At 44.1% G+C, this 19,179-nt stretch carries 21 protein-coding genes; 8 read left to right on the top strand and 13 right to left on the bottom strand.

Annotation, left to right across the window (positions count from 1 at the left end; all coding sequences use genetic code 11):
• Nucleotides 1–162 precede the first annotated feature (162 nt).
• From CVN76_RS08125 to CVN76_RS08110, 4 genes are all read right to left on the bottom strand, one after another.
• A complete protein-coding gene (locus tag CVN76_RS08125; RefSeq protein ID WP_100530852.1) occupies nt 163–2,340 on the bottom strand; it encodes a peptidoglycan D,D-transpeptidase FtsI family protein in 2,178 nt (725 codons plus the stop codon).
• A gap of 173 nt (nt 2,341–2,513) precedes the next feature.
• Nucleotides 2,514–3,734 carry an MFS transporter gene (locus CVN76_RS08120; RefSeq protein WP_100530851.1) on the bottom strand — a complete coding sequence of 407 codons (1,221 nt, stop codon included), beginning with the start codon at nt 3,732–3,734 and terminating at the stop codon, nt 2,514–2,516.
• A gap of 306 nt (nt 3,735–4,040) precedes the next feature.
• Nucleotides 4,041–4,649 carry a superoxide dismutase gene (locus CVN76_RS08115; protein WP_061140655.1) on the bottom strand — a complete coding sequence of 203 codons (609 nt, stop codon included), beginning with the start codon at nt 4,647–4,649 and terminating at the stop codon, nt 4,041–4,043.
• Nucleotides 4,650–4,779: 130 nt separating this feature from the next.
• Nucleotides 4,780–5,265, bottom strand: a complete 486-nt coding sequence (locus tag CVN76_RS08110; protein WP_061141025.1) for a DUF456 domain-containing protein — start codon at nt 5,263–5,265, stop codon at nt 4,780–4,782.
• 161 nt (nt 5,266–5,426) lie between these two features.
• Between CVN76_RS08110 and CVN76_RS08105 the strand changes: the two genes are divergently transcribed.
• From CVN76_RS08105 to ispG, 4 genes are all read left to right on the top strand, one after another.
• Entirely contained in the window at nt 5,427–6,194 is a 768-nt protein-coding gene (locus tag CVN76_RS08105; RefSeq protein WP_157805602.1) for a DUF1189 domain-containing protein, read from the top strand.
• Nucleotides 6,195–6,393: 199 nt separating this feature from the next.
• Nucleotides 6,394–6,537 carry an anti-repressor SinI family protein gene (locus CVN76_RS08100; RefSeq protein ID WP_081092276.1) on the top strand — a complete coding sequence of 48 codons (144 nt, stop codon included), beginning with the start codon at nt 6,394–6,396 and terminating at the stop codon, nt 6,535–6,537.
• Nucleotides 6,538–6,619: 82 nt separating this feature from the next.
• Nucleotides 6,620–6,952 carry a hypothetical protein gene (locus CVN76_RS08095; protein WP_061140657.1) on the top strand — a complete coding sequence of 111 codons (333 nt, stop codon included), beginning with the start codon at nt 6,620–6,622 and terminating at the stop codon, nt 6,950–6,952.
• Between the two features lie 194 nt (nt 6,953–7,146).
• Entirely contained in the window at nt 7,147–8,268 is a 1,122-nt protein-coding gene (gene ispG, locus CVN76_RS08090; protein ID WP_100530848.1) for a flavodoxin-dependent (E)-4-hydroxy-3-methylbut-2-enyl-diphosphate synthase, read from the top strand.
• Between the two features lie 43 nt (nt 8,269–8,311).
• Here ispG and CVN76_RS08085 read toward each other — a convergent pair whose 3' ends face one another.
• The gene (locus CVN76_RS08085; protein ID WP_232732139.1) at nt 8,312–8,782 is read right to left on the bottom strand and encodes a DUF308 domain-containing protein; all 471 of its coding nucleotides are present in this window, start codon (nt 8,780–8,782) and stop codon (nt 8,312–8,314) included.
• 169 nt (nt 8,783–8,951) lie between these two features.
• On the opposite strand from CVN76_RS08085, the gene CVN76_RS08080 reads away from it, so the two are divergent.
• On the top strand, nt 8,952–9,536 hold the full coding sequence (locus CVN76_RS08080; protein WP_100530847.1) for a 5' nucleotidase, NT5C type: 585 nt from the start codon (nt 8,952–8,954) through the stop codon (nt 9,534–9,536).
• 35 nt (nt 9,537–9,571) lie between these two features.
• Here CVN76_RS08080 and CVN76_RS08075 read toward each other — a convergent pair whose 3' ends face one another.
• From CVN76_RS08075 to CVN76_RS08065, 3 genes are read right to left on the bottom strand one after another with little or no spacing between them, the layout of a single operon-like run.
• Nucleotides 9,572–9,997, bottom strand: a complete 426-nt coding sequence (locus CVN76_RS08075; protein ID WP_061140660.1) for a Fur family transcriptional regulator — start codon at nt 9,995–9,997, stop codon at nt 9,572–9,574.
• A gap of 15 nt (nt 9,998–10,012) precedes the next feature.
• Nucleotides 10,013–10,846: a metal ABC transporter permease gene (locus tag CVN76_RS08070; RefSeq protein ID WP_100530846.1), complete on the bottom strand. Its 834-nt coding sequence runs from the start codon at nt 10,844–10,846 to the stop codon at nt 10,013–10,015.
• Between the two features lie 21 nt (nt 10,847–10,867).
• Nucleotides 10,868–11,632 carry a metal ABC transporter ATP-binding protein gene (locus CVN76_RS08065; protein WP_100530845.1) on the bottom strand — a complete coding sequence of 255 codons (765 nt, stop codon included), beginning with the start codon at nt 11,630–11,632 and terminating at the stop codon, nt 10,868–10,870.
• 214 nt (nt 11,633–11,846) lie between these two features.
• Between CVN76_RS08065 and CVN76_RS08060 the strand changes: the two genes are divergently transcribed.
• Nucleotides 11,847–12,107 (top strand): DUF2624 family protein, encoded by a 261-nt coding sequence (locus tag CVN76_RS08060; RefSeq protein ID WP_061140663.1) that lies wholly within the window; start codon nt 11,847–11,849, stop codon nt 12,105–12,107.
• A gap of 67 nt (nt 12,108–12,174) precedes the next feature.
• Here CVN76_RS08060 and CVN76_RS08055 read toward each other — a convergent pair whose 3' ends face one another.
• Together CVN76_RS08055 and CVN76_RS08050 are read right to left on the bottom strand one after the other, a co-directional pair.
• Complete coding sequence (locus CVN76_RS08055; RefSeq protein ID WP_061140664.1) at nt 12,175–13,068, bottom strand: deoxyribonuclease IV; 894 nt, start codon at nt 13,066–13,068, stop codon at nt 12,175–12,177.
• A 12-nt stretch (nt 13,069–13,080) separates the two neighbouring features.
• Nucleotides 13,081–14,394, bottom strand: a complete 1,314-nt coding sequence (locus tag CVN76_RS08050; protein ID WP_100530844.1) for a DEAD/DEAH box helicase — start codon at nt 14,392–14,394, stop codon at nt 13,081–13,083.
• A 456-nt stretch (nt 14,395–14,850) separates the two neighbouring features.
• On the opposite strand from CVN76_RS08050, the gene vrrA reads away from it, so the two are divergent.
• Together vrrA and CVN76_RS08040 are read left to right on the top strand one after the other, a co-directional pair.
• Nucleotides 14,851–15,537 carry a VrrA/YqfQ family protein gene (gene vrrA, locus CVN76_RS08045; RefSeq protein ID WP_100530843.1) on the top strand — a complete coding sequence of 229 codons (687 nt, stop codon included), beginning with the start codon at nt 14,851–14,853 and terminating at the stop codon, nt 15,535–15,537.
• 127 nt (nt 15,538–15,664) lie between these two features.
• The gene (locus tag CVN76_RS08040; RefSeq protein ID WP_100530842.1) at nt 15,665–16,609 is read left to right on the top strand and encodes a 4-hydroxy-3-methylbut-2-enyl diphosphate reductase; all 945 of its coding nucleotides are present in this window, start codon (nt 15,665–15,667) and stop codon (nt 16,607–16,609) included.
• A gap of 48 nt (nt 16,610–16,657) precedes the next feature.
• On the opposite strand, the gene CVN76_RS08035 is transcribed toward CVN76_RS08040, so the two are convergent.
• The 3 genes from CVN76_RS08035 to cccA all read right to left on the bottom strand — a co-directional run bounded on the left by CVN76_RS08035 (nt 16,658) and on the right by cccA (nt 19,064).
• On the bottom strand, nt 16,658–17,776 hold the full coding sequence (locus CVN76_RS08035) for a Nif3-like dinuclear metal center hexameric protein (RefSeq protein WP_100530841.1): 1,119 nt from the start codon (nt 17,774–17,776) through the stop codon (nt 16,658–16,660).
• Nucleotides 17,773–18,480: a tRNA (adenine(22)-N(1))-methyltransferase gene (locus tag CVN76_RS08030; protein ID WP_100530840.1), complete on the bottom strand. Its 708-nt coding sequence runs from the start codon at nt 18,478–18,480 to the stop codon at nt 17,773–17,775. The genes CVN76_RS08035 and CVN76_RS08030 overlap by 4 nt, the downstream gene beginning before the upstream one ends.
• Nucleotides 18,481–18,695: 215 nt before the next feature.
• Nucleotides 18,696–19,064, bottom strand: coding sequence for a cytochrome c550 (gene cccA, locus CVN76_RS08025; protein WP_061140670.1), 369 nt, complete (start codon nt 19,062–19,064; stop codon nt 18,696–18,698).
• Nucleotides 19,065–19,179: the final 115 nt, after the last annotated feature.

Genomic DNA, 19,179 nt, shown 5'->3' with positions numbered 1-19,179 from the left:
CCAAATCATACTTTTAGTCTGTAAACCCCGTTTGAAGGGATTGTAAATATTCAGTAAATTATTGTGTGTTAATTGTAAAGATGCCGGATTCTCATTGATAATGGGCAAAATAGCAAAAAAAAACACGTCTTCGGTTTATCCGAAAACGTGTTTTGACTTCATTCATTCATTTTCCTGGCTTTTTCTGACCTCTGCCTGATCCTTTTGAACGTCTTTTCCATTCTCCACTTTCAATTCAGTCGATTTTTCTGCATCTTTATTCGTTTCCTTCTTAGCCCGTTCTTTTTTCAGTTTGAAATACGTGTCCATGATATCCCTACCTATTTCTTTACTCATGTCATGACCCGTATGGCCCTGATATGCCCACGGTACGACGACCGCAAATGCAACTTCAGGATTTTTAGCAGGTGCATAGCCCACCATCGTGATGTTCATCGTATCTTGAGGCTCACTGAACTTCTCGCGGTCCGGTCCATCATAAAACGCTTCAGCCGTCCCTGTTTTAGCAGCGACTGTGTACGGTTTATTCCCGAAGAACCTATAAGCTGTCCCGCCTTGTTCCATTGAAACCTTCTCGAAACCGCTTTGTACGCGCTTGATCCAGTCTTCCTTCATATCCAGGCGATTCATGACCGTCGGCGAAACGTCTTCGGCGACAGGTCCCAATTCCTCATTATTATCGACCGGATCACGGATTTCCTTGACCATATGCGGCTTCATACGGTTTCCGCCATTGGCAATGGAGGAAACGTATTGAGCAAGCTGCATCGGTGTGTACGTATCATACTGCCCGATAGCAAGGTCAAGCAGCTTACCTGGTGATGTTTCCGAGCCTTTGAACCCGCCCATTTCATTTGGAAGGTCGATTCCCGTACGCACACCCAAGCCAAACTGTGAGAATGAATTACGCATCGTCGAAAAGGCGCTTGAACTGATATTCAATGGCTCATTCGGCACATAGTGGGCACCGGCGATATTGATCGCCGTCCTGAACATATAAACGTTTGAAGACACCTTCAACGCCGTCAAATCATTGATGTTCCCGAAATTACTGTAAGATCCTTTAGCCTTTGTACCCTTGATCTTCAATTTCGTATCATAAAAGACGGTGCCCGGCTGGATAGCTCCCTGCTTGTATCCCGTTAGGACGGTGGCACCTTTCACGGCAGAACCCATCGTATAGGAAGTCGTGATATTGCCTAAGGCGAAGTCTTCTATGGAGGATTTACCGGTCTTCGGATCCCTCTCAATTTTCTTGCCCGCCATCGTCAAAACTTCCCCTGTATCAGGATCCATCATCACGACGAACGCCCTATCGAGAAACTTGGTGTTCCCCAATTTTTTCTTGGCAATCAATTGCTTTTCAATGATTTCCTCGGTTGCCAGCTGTAAATCCATATCAACCGTCAGGATAAGATCTTTTCCGCGCTGACCCTCAGAAACCACCTCGGAGTCGACGACATTTCCCGATTTGTCGGTCACGTTCCTTACTTTCGCTTTCTGCCCTTGAAGGATGTCCTCATATTGGAGTTCGATATAACTCTTTCCTACACGGTCATTCCGGCTGTAGTCACGCGCCAGATAATAATTGAGACTTTCACTCGGCAAACCTTCTTCGGAAGAAGATACTTTACCTAATACAGATTTGAGTGTCTTATTATACGTATAAAAACGATCCCAATCCGTCGATATATCCACACCAGGCAACGAATCGAGGTTTTCACTCACCCTGGCGAATTCTTCTTTCGATACTTTCTTGTTTTTCACAATCTGCGGCGTAAGAGCATATCCGCTGGCAAATTCCCTGTAAATAGCGAGGGTTTCCATATCCTTATCGGAAAGTTTTATTTCATCCTCTGTAATCCGGTCGAGCTGAAGCTTGTACAAATCACTCTCTTTCAGCTCACCCTCTTCGACTTTCTTTCTCTCTTTATCGGTAACCTTTTTCTCCGCCAGCTTTGGATTATTCATTATCCAAAAATCCTTCTTATCGCGCTCAGTCACTTTATCCGTATCTTTTTCGATCAACTTCGCAAGTTTCTCGGCGGTTTCCACCATTTCTGCTGGTTTCGTACCTTGCTTTCGTGTATATGTAATTGCATCCAGTGGTTGGTTGTCGACCATCAATTTCAGATTTCGGTCATACATCTTCCCACGGGGCACCGAATTATTCACGGTCACTTCCTCTGTTCTTTCAATCTCACGCCGGTAATCATCGCCATACACAATCTGCACGACACCTAATCGTAAAATGAGAGCGGAAAACAAAACAAACACTAAAAAGAAAAGAATATTCAATCTGAAAGGCACATGCGTCTTTTTCTTTTTCTTTTTATTCACACTAAGCCACACATCCTTTTTACATAGTCATAATGGTCCTTTACTATTCTATAGAACATTCTTATTTTTTTCTACCTTAGTGTTCTAGAAATATTAAACATCTGACCCACTTTCGACAAAATGTGACTTACGGCTCATACTTCATGGAAAAGAGGCCTCTTTAGGCCCCTTTCTCAATCTTGGTCGTTGATATCGATTTTCCGTACAAACCAATATATCATCGTATGCCCTGCCCCCACGATCAACAAATAAATCGGCAGGACTTGTTTCAATTCGAAAAACAGGACGGACAAAATGAACCCCAAAATGGATACGATCCTTCCAAAATGGACGAATAGCTCCCGGACGACAATATATTCAATCCTCATGTCCGCAGCTTGCCATGCCCGGCCTATGATGTCATAGGTCAAGGATATGTATGGGACGAGCAGGATCGGATAAGCGGTCGCCACAATTGCCCCATAAATGAGAAGCTTTCCGAAGGTGACATCAAATGCGATTAGCAAAACCCCCGCATATAACAGGACTCCGCCGATAAAGATCGCTTTTTTTCGCATCGGTTGTTTTATATACCGAGAAGCGAGAAAATACGCAACGAATGATATGGCGGAATTCAATAAACCATAGCTCCCCAAAGCAAGTTCACTATCCGTCTGGATGTAAACGATAATTGAAATGATGAACATGAAAGTACCCTCTCGCAGCCCTTGAAAAAAGTGGGCGCGAGTGATCAACAGCCAATTCCGATTGTTTTTCCGCTCTTTCAATATCCTTAGGAAAAAGTATTTCCCATGAGCAGGACGCCTTTTTAACGAAAAGCTAAGAAAAACGGCAACGGAAAACAAAAGCAATGATAATCCGAATACAATGGAATATCCCGTGAATTTTTCAAGCCTCGAAATGATGAACCCTGAAAGGATCGGACCAATCATTCCTCCAAGAGAAGATAAAATCCCCAGAAAACCATTGAAGAAATCCCTCGTCTCCGGCTCGGTAATCTCGAAAGTCAAGACATTATACGCCAGCCAATAAAACCCATACCCTATCCCAATCAATGCACCAAGAAGCCAAATGAAATCCGTGGCTCTCGTCCCGACCAAAAGGACAGCTAAATAAAACAGGGCCAAAAAGATAACACCAAGACGCAATACAATGATTCGATCCACTTTCTTCGCCAGCCTGCCGGCAAAAACAAACGTCAGCGGTTGAAAAAGCACCACGGTTAGATTATATACAGCAATATCAACAATTTGACCGGATTGTTTCCACAAGTACACATTAACGAATGTATTGGACAAAGCAATACTCAGGCTGTACAGTCCGCCGATAAACAAAAGCAGGTGCAGATCCTTCTTCCCTCCCGCTTCACCCAACCATCTCTCTAAAATACCCATTGTTTTAACTCTCCTTTAAATTCCACTCTAGTGTTTGAAAAAACAAGGGGATTTATGTAAAAAAAAAGTAAAGAAAACTCTTCGATTGGCGAGACGAAGGCGACGACAGAGAAGTAGTTGCCCTTATACTGTTTTCCTTTTCGCTCTTCCAATTCAAAACAGTGCAAAGAAAACTCTTGGATTGGCGAGACGAATTTTTGTGGGGTTACTCGCGAGTTGAAGCGGTTCTCGTGATTTGCTAAGAGAAGAAAGCAAAAAGACAGGATCCCACGTAAGGGGATCCTGTCTTTTTTTAATTCCGACTGCTTATTTAGCAGCGTTGTAGCGTTTTGACACTTCATCCCAGTTTACAACATTCCAGAAAGAATTGATGTATTCAGGACGGCGGTTTTGGTAGTTTAGGTAGTAAGCATGTTCCCAAACGTCCAATCCAAGAAGTGGCGTTTTGCCTTCAGATAACGGATTGTCTTGGTTCGGAGTGCTTGTTACTTCCAACTCGCCATTGTTGACTGCAAGCCAAGCCCAGCCAGATCCAAAACGAGTAGTAGCCGCTTTAGCGAACTCTTCTTTGAAGCTGTCGAAGCTGCCGAATTTCGATGTGATGGCATCTGCTAATTCACCAGTTGGCTGTCCGCCGCCGTTTGGTGAAAGGATTTCCCAGAATAAAGTGTGGTTAGCGTGTCCGCCGCCGTTGTTGCGAACAGCAGTGCGAACCGCTTCAGGTACTGCATCCAGGTTAGCGACGATTTCTTCAACGCTTTTGCTTAGAAGCTCTTCGTTGCCTTCAAGAGCATTGTTCAAGTTTGTCACATATGTGTTGTGATGTTTTGTGTGGTGAATGTTCATTGTTTCTTTGTCGATGTGTGGTTCCAATGCATCATATGCGTACGGTAATTGTGGAAGTTCAAAAGCCATAATAAAATTCCTCCCTATGTAAGCTGTTTTTTTTGAGGGCTTCAGATAAGATACTGAAGCTCGCTAGCATTAGAGTATCAAATTTTTGTAAACGTTTCAAACCTTATGCCTCGTTTTGCGATTTTATTTCCTATGAGAATACCACGAATAGGAAATATCCAATCATCAGTAGTTGGATGATGCCTTTCGTGATCACACTGCTAATAAAACCAACGACAGAGCCGAGTCCGATTTTAGATGCAGTGACCGGATCTTTTCTATGGACGAGGATTTCTGCCAGAAAGGCACCGATGAAGGGGCCGATCAGGATTCCGAGGAATGGAATCACGAACGGTCCGACAAGAAGTCCGATCGTACTGCCCCAAATACCAGCTTTCGTGCCGCCGTATTTTTTTACACCAACCATGTTTGCGATATAATCCGCCGCGAACAAAAGGATCACGAACAAAATTTGGACCGTCCAGAAAAACCAGCCAAACGGGGCAAAGGAATAAAAAAGACCATAAAGCACGATTCCGCCAAATATGAATAAAACGCTTGGTATGATTGGAAAAATCAGACCGACAAAGCCCATTATGAACATAAGGACAATAATTATCCAAAATAGTGTATCCACAATCAAAACGCCCCTTCTCATTTCATTTAAGTTTGCCTCTATCTCTCCATAATTGCCTCTTTATTGTTAGTTGAAACCAATGACTCTTCATACAGGTTGTTTTATTTTCCCCATATAGTTAAAATTGGTTAGGAATCTTATAAAGTTAGGTGCTGAAAAAATTGAACATATTCAAACAAATTTGGGTAAGCTTATATTCCCCTAAGGATATCGCTTCCTTTCAAAACCAAGGTATCGGCAAAACGATTTTATACGTATTTTTTGTAAGTCTCATTGCCTTTCTTCCCTCTGCCTTTTATTTCGGTACAATGATCGTTGATGGGATAGATGCCATGCACGAAACAGTCTCGGAAGACTTACCGGAATTCAAGATCCAAAATGGTACATTGACGACAAAAAATGATGAGCCATTTAGCTTGAATAAAAATGGATATCAAATTTTCGTGGATGGAACCGGAACTATGACCCCGGAGGATGTGGCTGAAAAAGCTGACGAGGCTGTGGCCCTTTTAAAATCCGATCTTGTTTTCGTATCCGGGGGCAACGTGCAATCTTCCCCCTATTCTCTGCTGGAAGGAGATAATCAGGAAATATCAGCTTGGCTTGATTCCGTAGAGTCTGTACTGCCGATCATCCTCCCGTTGCTGCTCCTTATATTATACCTGTTCACTGCCAGTGGAATCTTCATAAAAGTGACAATCGTAGCCGCTTTCGGTCTTCTTTTCAAAAATGCCCTTGGCCGGCCGCTTTTATATAGGCATCTTTGGAGGATCGCTGCATACAGCATTACACTTTCGACCATTTTCTTCACCGTCATGGATTCGTTTCACGCCACGGTTCCATTCGCTTCATTCATCAGCTGGTTCGTCACATTGATGATGCTTTATTTATCCATTAAAGAAACTTCGGCCGATGCCTCCATGGATTGACAAAGAACAGCACAAAGATCAAGTCACTTATGACTATCCGATCTTTGTGTTTTTTTTGCTTTTGAGAGGATCATCAATTCCCTTTTCTTCATATGACTGCAGTCACATTTTTTTATATCTCCTTAATTCGACAAAATACTCGGCTAGTTTTACCTATACTGATGTTGATAAATGAATTAGGTTATAAGAGGTGATAAACGTGAAGACAAGTTATCTTGATTTGCAGTGGTTGTCACTCATCATGGAGGCAAAAGAAATAGGTCTGACTCCTAAGGAAATCAGTATCTTTCTTGACTCCTGCTCAAATAAACAGGATGTTGCCCACCCCCCAAAAAATAATTGACGTTCAAAATGCCCATTTTTAGGCATAATATCAGTCCCTTTCAAGTATATTTAAGTAAAGACAAGCTTGGGAGGGTGGAAATTTGAAAAGGCTACTGCTTTTTATTTCATTTTGCTTCACATTATTCATTATTTATTTCGATTTGACTACTGGCACCCTGCCGACTCCACAACCACCAGCTTCCACAGTCCAGCCAGCCGTCCCGGCAAGTCAGCAGCAACCTGCCCCGACTGCAGCTTTCAAAGAAATTACCATGAAACCAGGAGATACTTTACTCTCCATCGTTGAAACGCAAAAAGGCGGGGACAATAAGCCGATGGAAACGATCATTTCCGATTTCCAAAGTTTGAATGAAGGCATGAAGCCTGAAAATATGCAGATTGGCAAAACCTATAAGATTCCTGTTTATAAATAGCCTGAACATGGGGGACCTGCACGTTTTCAAAAGTTCTGGATGACATCCGGAATAAGCATGGAGTATCAAATACTTCTTATTAAAAAAGATATTGCATCCTATTTCCTTGTCATACGGTAAGTACATTGATACAATATTTCAGAGAAACAAATTAAAAATCAAAACTGATTTTTTCCTAAAGGAGAGAATTCCACTTGAGTGAAATCATACATCGCACCAAGACGCGGCCAATTAAAGTCGGAAACTTAACGATTGGCGGCAATAATGAAGTTATCGTACAAAGCATGACAACTACTAAAACACATGATGTTGAAGCAACTGTAGCAGAAATCCTTCGTCTTGAAGAGGCGGGATGTCAAATCGTCCGCGTCGCCTGTCCGGACGAAAGGGCTGCCGATGCAATCCCTGAAATAAAAAAACGGATAAACATTCCGCTTGTAGTCGATATTCATTTCGATTATAAGCTGGCACTGAAGGCCATCGAAGGCGGAGCAGATAAAATCAGGATCAATCCTGGTAACATCGGACGTCGCGAAAAGGTCGAAGCAGTCGTTAAAGCGGCCAAAGCGAAAGGCATTCCAATCCGGATCGGGGTCAATGCCGGTTCCCTCGAGAAGAAGATCCTCGATAAATATGGCTACCCAACGGCAGATGGAATGATTGAAAGTGCCCTGCACCACATCAAGATCCTGGAAGATCTCGATTTTCATGACATCATCGTGTCCATGAAGGCCTCTGATGTGAATTTAGCCATCGAGGCATATGAAAAAGCTTCAAAAGCATTCGATTACCCGCTACACTTGGGAATTACCGAATCGGGTACTTTGTTCTCCGGAACGGTAAAAAGCGCCGCCGGTCTAGGTGCGATCCTAAGCCAAGGCATCGGAAGCACGGTGCGTGTCTCCCTTAGCGCCGATCCAGTCGAAGAAGTGAAGGTAGCTAGGGAGCTCCTGAAAGTATTCGGACTTGCTTCCAACATGGCCACTTTGATCTCCTGTCCGACTTGCGGTCGCATCGAGATCGATTTAATCTCCATCGCGAATGAGGTTGAAGAGTACATCCAGACGATCAAAGCTCCGATCAAGGTATCTGTGCTTGGTTGTGCGGTAAACGGTCCTGGTGAGGCCCGTGAGGCTGATATCGGCATAGCCGGTGCCCGCGGTGAAGGATTGTTGTTCAGAAAAGGGCAAATCGTACGGAAAGTGCCTGAAGAAACGATGGTCGAGGAACTGAAAAAGGAAATTGACAAAATCGCTGAAGAGTATTATGAAAAACAAAGAGCGGAAGCTGCCGCTGCAGCTTTATTGAATAAATAAAGCAAAACCCCGATAATCATCATCGGGGTTTTTTGCTTTCTCTTTAAAAGAACGGCAAAATGAATATGCCGACGATGATGGAGAGGGCACCAATGCCAATCGCCCATGTACCCAAGTTCGATCCACGGCTTCGGGCCACTATCCCGACAATAATCCCTGCAATCCCCAGAAGGAAAGGCATCATGAATAACGATAAAATGGAAATGATCAAGGCTACGACACCAATGACTTTTCCTCTTGATGCGACGTCCCCGGAATCATCAGCCCCTACTACAGACTCATCTTTATATGACCTGCTTCTCCGAGGCATCGTTGAAATCTCGGCTGACGTCTCTTCGTGATAACGGTTATCCAAATTCGTCACGGACCCTTGATTTTCATCGCGGCGATCATCGGCAGGTTCGTCTTCATTATAATACCGCTCATGATGCGGATCATCGACAATCGTTGGTTCCCTGTCTTCTTTGCTCAATCGTATATCATCGTCAACACTGGAGTATGGATCTTTTTCCATTCGTGCATCCCTCACTTTCGTTTGTAGGAGCAGTTATAGTATATGTAAAAGCCACGCGATCCAACGTGATAATGGTTTCTTGTCTTGGAAATAAATTAGCGATTTTACCAAAGCCATGATTGTATATGTTACACTATTACAAGTACTTTTAGATGAGGAGAGATTCATCATGAAAAAACGTTTTGGCATCGACATAGACGGGACTGTCACAAGACCTGATTCGATGGTCCCCTTTTTAAATAAAGCTTTTCAGCTGAACTTAGCTTATGAAGACATCACAGAGTATGATCTACTCCCATTCGTCAACGTTCCTGAGGAGGATTTCACCAAATGGTTCTTCGAGACGGAGCCGCTCATCTATACCGAGTCTTTATTGGCTGAAGGGGCGAAGGATGTTTTGGAAAAATGGGCAAAACAGGCCGACCTCTTTTTCATCAGTGCCAGGAGCAACCGTTTATTCGATGTGACGAAGGATTGGTTCACTACGAATGAAGTCCTTTATAACCATATTGAGCTTGTAGGTTCTCACGACAAAGTGGCGGCAGCCAAGAAATTCGCAGTCGATCTCTTTTTAGAGGACAAGCACGATAATGCGGTGGCCATTTCGGAAGAATGCAAAATACCGGTGATTTTATTCAATACTCCCTACAACCAAGACCCTGTGCCGGAACGTGTCATTCGGGTCAACAATTGGCAGGAGGCCTCTTTCTGGGTGACCAACTGGTTGGCAGAAAAGCCTGTTACCATAAAATAAACGAAAAAACCATTGACTAAAAAGTCAATGGTTTTTTAGGCCTCTACAGATACACTGCATGCGGGACAGCGGCCGTATATTTCAAATTTATGACCCGAGACGTCGTAGTCCTTCAAGCTATCCTCCAGCTCCTGCATCGGGCACACTTCGATTTCTTTCGTTTTACCGCAATTCAAGCAAATGAAGTGATGGTGGTGGGAAGAATGGCCGCATGTAAAACGGAAATGCTTTTCCCCTTCCAACTCGGTCGTTTCAAATATCCCCAATTCAACGAACAAAGAAAGGTTCCGGTAAATCGTATCAAAGCTCAATCCAGGATAATCCTGTTTCATATTCTCCAGCACATCTTTTGCTGTTAAGTACTTATCGCTGGAAGAGAAAAGCTGAAGCATCTCTTCCCTCTTCCCAGTATGTTTAAAGCCTTTATCTTTTAATAATTGCATGGCCGTAGAAACGTTCATAAAACATCACCCCATCTATCGATTTTTCCATTTATCAAACAAAATTGACAAGATGAGAATTAGCACAGCGATTATGACAATCGTGCCGCCAGGAGCGAGATCAAGATTGTATGATAAAAACAAACCGCCAACAACTGAAACCTCACCGAATAAAATTGAGTACCCGATCATTTGCTTAAACCCCTTGGCAAAGCGGAGACTAGCCGCCACAGGAAGCGTCATGAGCGAAGAAACCAGCAATATGCCAATGATTTTCATGGAAGCGGCGATGACCAGGGCTACCATCACGATAAAAATAAAATGGATGGCCTTATAAGGGATGCCGGAAGCCTTGGCATGCTCTTCATCAAATGATAACAGAAATAATTCTTTATACAATAGCGTTAGGGTCAAGACAACGACGATCCCCACTGCCAGGATGACATACAAGTCCGTCCGGCTGACTGCACTGACACTGCCGAATAAATATCCATATAAATCCGTATTGAAGCCGTCTGCAATCGATATGAAAATGACGCTTAGACCCATGCCGCCAGACATAATGATCGGGATTGCAAGCTCTTGGTAATGCTTATAAACCCCTCTTAATTTTTCAATGAATAATGAACCGCCAACCGAAAAGGCCATCCCCATATAGAGTGGATTCAATCCAGCCAGTGAAAGAAAACTCTTCTGCAGCAATAAACTGAACGCTATGCCAGCAAGCGCTACATGACTGAGCGCATCAGAAATCATCGACATCCGCCTCACCACAACAAAAACGCCCACTAATGGCGCAATCGCTCCGATTATGATTCCCGTCAAGAATGCGTTCTGCAAAAATTCAAATTGCAATATCCCCGATATCATTGGGCTATCCTCCAAAACTTATTAATGATTATGATTTAACAATTGGACGCCATGCCCATAAATGGATGAAAGCTCGCTTTCATCCAGCTCATTATATTCACCGGCATCTCCGTGAAAATGAAGCTTTTTATTCAAGCAGGCAACATGTGTGACTTTATCGGTCACGGTGCCGACATCATGGGTTACCAAAATCAAGGTTATCCCCAACTTTTTGTTCAGCATCTCCAGCATTTCATAAAATTGATGGACATTCTTTGAATCGACTCCGACCGTAGGCTCATCCAAGATCATCAATTCCGGCTCACTGACCAATGAACGGGCAATGAATACCCTCTGTTGCTGCCCTCCGGACAATTCTCCGATATTGCGGTTCTGATATCCGAGCATGTCCACGGATTCCAGAGCCTTCTTTACCCTTCTTTTATCCTCTTTGCTTGCAAACTTGAATAATCCGATTTTCTTGGTCAAGCCGCTTTGCACCACTTCAAATACGGTCGCAGGGAATCCAGAGTTGAAGGAGTTCGCCTTTTGGGAAACGAACCCAACCTTTTGCCAAGCTTTAAAGCGTCGTATGTCTTCCCCGAATATTTCAATTTTACCTTTTTGGAGTTTGAACAGTCCAAGCAGCAGCTTCAATAATGTCGACTTTCCGGAGCCATTCGGCCCGACGATTGCCAGGAATGCCCCCTTGGGAATTTCAAGCGAAACATGTTCAAGCACCAGATCTTTTGTATATTTGTAAGATACATCTTCTATTTTAACTATCGGGTTTACTACATTATCCAAAGAGATCACCTATTTTTTAAGAATCATTACGATTAACAATCGTTAGTATAAAACAAAGAAGGGCAGATGTAAAGAAACAGGGCCTCAGGATATATGCCTCTCCACCCTGAATCACCAAAAATGAACAGCCCCGGCAAATTCCCGTGAATCAAACGAAGTTTCATGTTCACATACGCCTTCCTCCTTCATATGTTTTAAAAAAGGAGGAGATCGTTTGAAATTATTTGAAATGATGGTCAATCATAAAATCAATAATATTCGCCCCGATGAACTGCTTTCCCTTGCCAAGCAGCATAAGGTTGCACTTACACAAAAACAAGCACAGGATATCACTGCACTTCTAGCAGGTAAAAATATCAATATTTTTGATATACGCCAAAGGCAAAACGTATTGGGACAAATCAACAAAGTAGCCGGGGCAAGCACAGCCAGGGAAATAGAATCCCTCTTCAACACGCTCACCTCCAACTTTTAACAAGCATTTCCATAATGAAAGGACGATTCATCTTCAATGATGAACCGTCCCTTTACTAGTTGGAATATTATTGGCCTTTAATCTTTTCCAGCAAGTCTTCGTCAAATTGACTGCCCTTAAACATATCGATCTCAAATTTATAAGGAGCCTTTTTGTCTTTTTTATCTTCCCCTACATAAGGGGTTTCCAGTATTTTCGGAACGGCGCTTAACTGTGGATGATGGACAATATCATTCAACGCTTTGAACCCGATATGGCCGAATCCAATGTTTTCATGGCGATCCTTGCGCATGCCGCGTTCATTTTTGCTGTCATTGATGTGCAGCACCTTGATGCGGTCGATTCCGACCAATTTATCGAATTCATTCAGGACACCATCGAAATCTTCAATGATATTATACCCGGCATCATGAGTATGGCAAGTATCGAAACAAACCGATAATTTTTCATTATGGGTAACACCATCGATGATCATCGCCAGCTCCTCGAAAGACCTGCCGCATTCCGTACCTTTGCCAGCCATCGTTTCCAGGGCGATCTGAACTTTGTCATCGGCTGACAGCACTTCATTCAAACCTTCAATGATCCTTTTGATCCCCAGTTCACTGCCTGCCCCAACGTGCGCACCGGGATGAAGGACGATTTGCCTTGCACCAATCGCTTCTGTCCGATCGATTTCGCTTCGCAGGAAGCTGACACCCAGTTCGTATGTGGCTGGATTGGTCGTATTTCCGATGTTAATGATATAGGGAGCATGGACGACGATGTCGGTTATGCCATTTTCCTCCATATGCAATCTTCCAGCTTCGATATTTAAATCCTCGATTTTTTTACGTCTTGTATTTTGCGGGGCTCCGGTATAGATCATGAATGTATTGGAGCCATATGAAACCGCTTCTTGACTTGCAGCAAGCAGCATGTTTTTCCCGCTCATTGAAACATGTGATCCAATCTTCAGCATCTGATTACTCCCCTATTTCTTTCTCTGTATACGACGTTCGCGTTTTTTGAAGTTTTCCACATCACGTTGGATTTTCTTCTTGTAACCTGGCTTGACCTTCGTAGGCTTCTTCACATGCCTGCTCGCTTTAACATCGATATCAGATTTCTGTTTCTTACGGTTTTTCCTTTTATTACGTTCCTCTATATCAACCCACTCACCGTTCTGGATATCGGCATCACGAAATTCAATGCCCATTTTTTCCAAACGATTCAATGAGTCTTCATCTGATGTATCATAAATGGTAGTGGCAATGCCTGAATATCCAGCACGAGCCGTCCTTCCCGTCCTATGGATGTAAAAATCAAGATCTGAAGGCAATTCATAGTTAATGATATGACTGACGCCTTCAATATCAATTCCACGGGAAGCCAAATCTGTCGCAACGATGAACTGGTACTCCAGATCATTGATTTGCTTCATCATTTTTTTACGCTCACGAGGGGTTAAATCCCCATGAATACGCCCGACATTCAGCCCTTTTTCAATCAAGGAATTAGCCACATGATCGGCCATTTTCTTGGTGTTCGTGAATACGATCGCCAAATATGGATTATAACGGACGATGATATCATGAAGAAGCTGCTCTCTGTTACGGTGGCGAAGCGGTACCAAAACATGCTCAATCTTCGCGGCAGTCGCCTGCTTCGGATTGACTTGAACATACTTCGGATTTTCCATATATTTATTCAAAAACGGCTTTAATTTTTCAGGAATGGTAGCCGAGAAGACAAGCATCTGGATTTTTTCAGCCATACGCGACGCGAATAAATCGACATCTTCAATGAATCCCATGTCCAGCATTAGGTCCGCTTCATCGACTACAAGCATTTTCGCCGTGTAAACCTGAAGCGCCTGGGCCTCGACAAGATCCTTGATCCGGCCTGGCGTTCCGATCACTAGCTGTGGCTGTGTCTTCAACTTATCAATCATCCGCTGTTTATCCGTGCCACCGATAAAACAACGAACGGAAATCTGCTCATCCTCAGGGAAATGGTCAGCAATTTTCAAAGCTTCTTTGTAGATTTGGTTCGCTAACTCACGGGTTGGTGCGGAAATAATCGCTTGAACTTCATTTTTGCTTGCATCAAGCCTATTCATAATCGGCAGCAAATAGGAATGTGTCTTTCCTGTACCTGTCTGAGACTGTCCAATTAAGCTACTTCCCTTTATAAGCGACGGAAGCACACGTTCCTGAATCTCCGTCGGCTTATCGAACCCTAAAGTACGAACCGCATCTAGAATGTAGCTTTTCAAATTAAATCGTTCAAATTGGTTTTGTTTCATCAAAAAACTCCTTTATCCTTGTCAGTCATTAGACATGTCCTGTTATTATAATAAATTTCACACAAAAAGCGCAAGCACCTTGGTCACTCGCGTATGAAAATAGGGATGGACCCAGAAGGCGCTTTTTGCCTTATGAGGGCGATCATCTTTTTCTCAGCGAACTTAAGTGCTGGAGCTGGATTTCACAAAAAGCGCAAGCACCTTGGGTGAATTGCACAAAAAGCGCAAGCGCTGGGGCTAGTTCTCTTAAAATGGACTCTTGCAAACGAAAAGCCCCTGTCCTGGTCATAGCGTATCCCCCGCAGACATGGAGCTAAAAGACTACCGTTACCATCTTACCTTCTTTCCGGCCACTTCACAACAGCCCAGTCACTCTTTCCTCAAACCTTTTTTGCCGAGTTGCATATTTTATAGAGAAGAAAACATCAGCAAAGAAATTCAGAGGAGGTGAAACTTATGTTCCCAGATAGAAATCGTCAACCCGGACCCGGTTTCGGGCCACCCCGTGGGCGGAGGATGCAGCAGCCGCCTGTCCCATTCAGGCAGCCGACTCCTATGCCTCAGGCTTTCCAGCCGATGCGGCGGCCAATTGCCCCGAATGGACCTCAGGCCCAGCAAGGCCCACAAGGGTTCCGGGCACCATTCGGCCAACAGCAGCGCCAGGATATGCCGCAGGCAAAGAAGGAAGGCCTGCTGTCGAAAATACTTGGCAAGTCCAAACAAAAGGGTGCTCCTCCAAACTTATTCGCACCTGCCGCTTCCAGTAACCAAAGTTCATCCAGAAGCAGCGGAGGAGGAATTCTAGAAACATTAAAAAACCCGGATTCCTTGAACAATATGCTAGCCAACACGCAAAAGGTGCTCCAGGCTGCCGAACAGTTCACCCCCATGGTGCAACAATACGGACCCGTGATTAAAAACCTTCCTTCCATGTGGAAAGTATTCCGGAGCATATCATCAGCTGGCGATACCGAGAATCAGGAAACATCGGTGGCTGGCGAGCCTGAGTCCGTGACACAAACAAACCTTGAGGAAACCCCGGAGCCGAGTAAAAAGGAGAAACCGCTGGGGGCTGGACCCACCGCACGGGTTCGTCCTGACGGCCAAAGGGAAAGAACGTCCGGACCCAAGCTTTATATATGAATTCCCATAAAATTTTACCAATACCTGATTTTATGCAAATAGGATGTTTTGTAATATCATCTATGGTCTTATATAATAGAAAGGTATAAAAAGTGAGAGTTTCTTGCCTTTGAAGGAGGACACATAGATGAAAGTGATTAAAATTTCCCCGCGCGGCTATTGTTATGGTGTTGTCGATGCCATGGTCATCGCCCGTAATGCGGCTTTAGATAAAACATTGCCACGTCCAATCTACATTTTGGGCATGATTGTGCATAACAAACATGTTACGGATGCATTTGAAGAAGAAGGCATCATCACATTGGACGGAAGCAACCGCAACGATATCATCGAACAAGTGGACAGCGGAACCGTCATCTTTACTGCACACGGCGTTTCCCCTGAAATCAGGAAGATCGCTAAAGAAAAAGGGCTGGTGACGCTTGATGCAACATGTCCGGATGTTACCGCAACTCATGACTTGATCCGCGAGAAAGAAGCGGAAGGCTATCAAATCATCTATATCGGCAAGAAGGGCCATCCTGAGCCTGAGGGTGCAGTCGGAGTTGCTCCCGATGTCGTTCACCTGGTTCAAAAAGATGAAGATGTTGAAGCTTTGACACTGAATAGTGATAAGATCATCGTGACCAATCAAACAACGATGAGCCAATGGGATGTATTGGATATCATGGATAAAGTGAAGGAAAAATTCCCGCATGCCGAGGTTCATAAGGAAATTTGTTTAGCGACACAGGTACGTCAAGAAGCCGTTGCCCAGCAAGCTGGCAAAGCTGATGTTTTAATCGTCGTCGGTGATCCCAAGAGCAATAACTCGAACCGACTTGCACAGGTATCCCAGGAAATTGCCAGTACGACTGCCTATAGAATCGCCGATATTTCAGAACTGAAGCTTGAATGGCTGAAAGATGCCCAAACGGTCGCTGTCACTTCCGGGGCCTCCACACCGACCCCGATCACAAAAGAAGTCATCTCATTTTTGGAGCAATATGAACCTAATGATGAATCGACTTGGAATACCGAAAAGAAAACGCCGTTGCATAAGATCCTACCTAAGATTAAAGTGAAGAAATAAACAAAAAAGGCAGCCACAACGGCTGCCCTTTTTTTTGTTTCATTTGTTTCAGATGAAACGGAATGGATCTGTATTCACCTGCGATGGAATGAATTCGACATCGAAGTTCCGATCGCGGCACATTTCCCCCAGCATCCGGGCAACGCCTTTTTTCATCACTTTTTCGACATTGTGGCCTGGATCGACAATATTCAAACCGAGCATCATCGCGTCATGGGCCGTGTGGTAATACATATCGCCTGTAACATACACATCCGCGCCCTTGAATTTGGCAGCCGTAATATATTTATTGCCGTCTCCGCCAAGCACAGCGACCTTTTTAATCCGACTTTGCCAATCACCGACGACCCGAACCCTATCAACATCAAGTGTCACTTTCACATGGTCGGCAAACTGTTCTAGTGTCATTTCTTCAGCGAGAACACCGATCTTCCCTAATCCAAGCGACTCCCCCTGATTCTCAAGTTGGTATATATCGTAAGCGACTTCCTCATATGGATGGGCCTTCAACATGGCTGCCAGCACTTTCTTTTCGATATTCTCCGGGAATACTGTTTCAATCCGGATTTCAGCGACCGCTTCGAGCCTTCCTTGAGACCCAATTACCGGTTCACTGCCTTCACCTGGCAGGAAGCGTCCTGTCCCTTCCGAGGAAAACGAACAATGGCTGTAATTTCCGATCGCTCCTGCACCTGCCTTGCCTAGCGCGTCCCTCAGTTTTTCTTCAGCGGCCTTTGGAACATAAACGGCAAGCTTCTTCAGTCGCGTCTCATGAGTGGGCACCAGCACTTGTGTCTCCCGTAATTGAAGCGCCTCGGCAAGTAAATCATTCACGCCGCCCTTGGCAACATCCAAATTGGTATGGGCCGCATAAACGGCGATATCATGTTTGATCAGTTTTTCGATGATCCGCCCTCCGGCAGCCATCGTATCGATTCGTTTTAATGGTCTATAAATAAGCGGATGGTGGGCAATGATTAGTTCGACCCCTTGTTCGATCGCTTCATCCACGACCTCTTCAAGCACATCAAGGGCAATCATGACCTTCGTAACGGTCTTGTTGAGCTGCCCGACATGAAGCCCGATCGGGTCTCCCTCCATTGCATATTGCTTTGGTGAGAATTGTTCAAACAACTCTATGATTTGGTTACCATTTACCGTCTTCACCGTTCAAGCACCTCCTCAATTATCGATATTTGCGATTTTAGTTCACTTCGCTTCGTTTCCAGTCCGCTGCGTCCGCTTTCATCCAGCTGTTCGATGATTCTTTCCAGATGTTTTTTTTCAAACTGCCATTTCTTGATGAAGGTGGCACTGAATTCTTCTGTTAAATATGGACCGAACATGAGACCATTTTGCTTGTTTACACGATATGGCCGAAGCGGGTCCCCTTTTTCGGCAATCAAGATTTCATAAATCTTCCCATCTTCTTCTAGTATTTCTTCGCCACTTAGCTCCCAGCCGTTATCGATCAGCCAGCTGCGCACATTCGCTGCACCGACATTCGGCTGAAGAATCAGCCTTTTTGCGATGCCAAGTTTTTCTTTCCCGCTTTCCAATATGCTGGATATTAAAGTCCCTCCCATGCCGCAAATCGTAATGCATGTCGCTTCATCGGGATTCAATACTTCCAGTCCGTCTCCTTTACGCACCTCTATCTTATCCTCAAGCCCCGTCATGGCCACTTGCTTGCGGGCTGACTGATAGGGCCCTTCCACAACCTCGCCGGCAATGGCACGGTCGCACAGCCCGTTACTCACTGCATAGCAAGGCAAGTAAGCATGATCGGAGCCTATATCGGCCAGGATGCTTCCTTTAGGGATATGTATGGCAACTCGTTCCAGTCTCATTGATAGTCTTTCATGATTCATATTCATCAACTCTCTTAATTCTAGTAATGTCTTACAAATAATTAGTTTCCCATTCGATTATAACAAGTTCCATGAAAAAATTACAGAAAGAGAAAAGAAGCTTCCCATCACTGGATAGAAGGAAACCTTCTTGTACTGGCTCCCTTTTCATAAATACAAAAAAACCGACCCAAAGCCTCGCCTTCCAACGATTTTTTTGAGTCAGTTTCCGTACATTATTTCAATCCATGAATATATTTGGCCATGGCGTCAATGTTCTGTTCTTCGACCAAGCCTGCTGGCATGGCGCCACGCCCATTGGTGATGACTTCTTTCACCTGGTCTACCGAAAGGCGGTCACCCACGCCTTTAAGAGCTGGTCCGACACCGCCCTGATAGGCATTACCGTGACAGGAGATACAGTTTTTCTTATAGATGTCCTCGGGTGAAGCAGAGGCACTGTCAGATTCTTCAGTCTTTGCGCCGCCCTCTTTTTCCTTGGCAAGATCTTTGGCATCACCCAAACCTTTAAACGAAAGTAAAAACATAAGTCCAATACCAAAAACCATGATAATAATAAAAGGCATTACTGGATTGCGATTCATTGTCTTTCCTCCCCTATGTAGAACCTAAACTTACCATATTTAATATTATATACAAACAACTATATATTATTTTACTTGAAAAGGGTTTCAAGTAAAACCCCAAAAATAGAAGATA

The sequence above is a fragment of the Bacillus sp. mrc49 genome (assembly GCF_002803435.1).
Note: the sequence above shows the minus strand (reverse complement) of the source record. Positions and strands in the feature narration are given on the sequence as shown.

Coding starts and splice junctions, on each gene's coding strand:
- CVN76_RS08120 (WP_100530851.1), bottom strand. CDS start 3,734: ATGGGTATTTTAGAGAGATGGTTGGGTGAAGCGGGAGGGAAGAAGGAT.
- CVN76_RS08115 (WP_061140655.1), bottom strand. CDS start 4,649: ATGGCTTTTGAACTTCCACAATTACCGTACGCATATGATGCATTGGAA.
- CVN76_RS08085 (WP_232732139.1), bottom strand. CDS start 8,782: ATGGAAAAAGATCCATACTCCAGTGTTGACGATGATATACGATTGAGC.
- CVN76_RS08080 (WP_100530847.1), top strand. CDS start 8,952: ATGAAAAAACGTTTTGGCATCGACATAGACGGGACTGTCACAAGACCT.
- CVN76_RS08075 (WP_061140660.1), bottom strand. CDS start 9,997: ATGAACGTTTCTACGGCCATGCAATTATTAAAAGATAAAGGCTTTAAA.
- CVN76_RS08070 (WP_100530846.1), bottom strand. CDS start 10,846: ATGATATCGGGGATATTGCAATTTGAATTTTTGCAGAACGCATTCTTG.
- CVN76_RS08055 (WP_061140664.1), bottom strand. CDS start 13,068: ATGCTGAAGATTGGATCACATGTTTCAATGAGCGGGAAAAACATGCTG.
- CVN76_RS08050 (WP_100530844.1), bottom strand. CDS start 14,394: ATGAAACAAAACCAATTTGAACGATTTAATTTGAAAAGCTACATTCTA.
- vrrA (WP_100530843.1), top strand. CDS start 14,851: ATGTTCCCAGATAGAAATCGTCAACCCGGACCCGGTTTCGGGCCACCC.
- CVN76_RS08040 (WP_100530842.1), top strand. CDS start 15,665: ATGAAAGTGATTAAAATTTCCCCGCGCGGCTATTGTTATGGTGTTGTC.
- CVN76_RS08030 (WP_100530840.1), bottom strand. CDS start 18,480: ATGAATCATGAAAGACTATCAATGAGACTGGAACGAGTTGCCATACAT.
- cccA (WP_061140670.1), bottom strand. CDS start 19,064: ATGAATCGCAATCCAGTAATGCCTTTTATTATTATCATGGTTTTTGGT.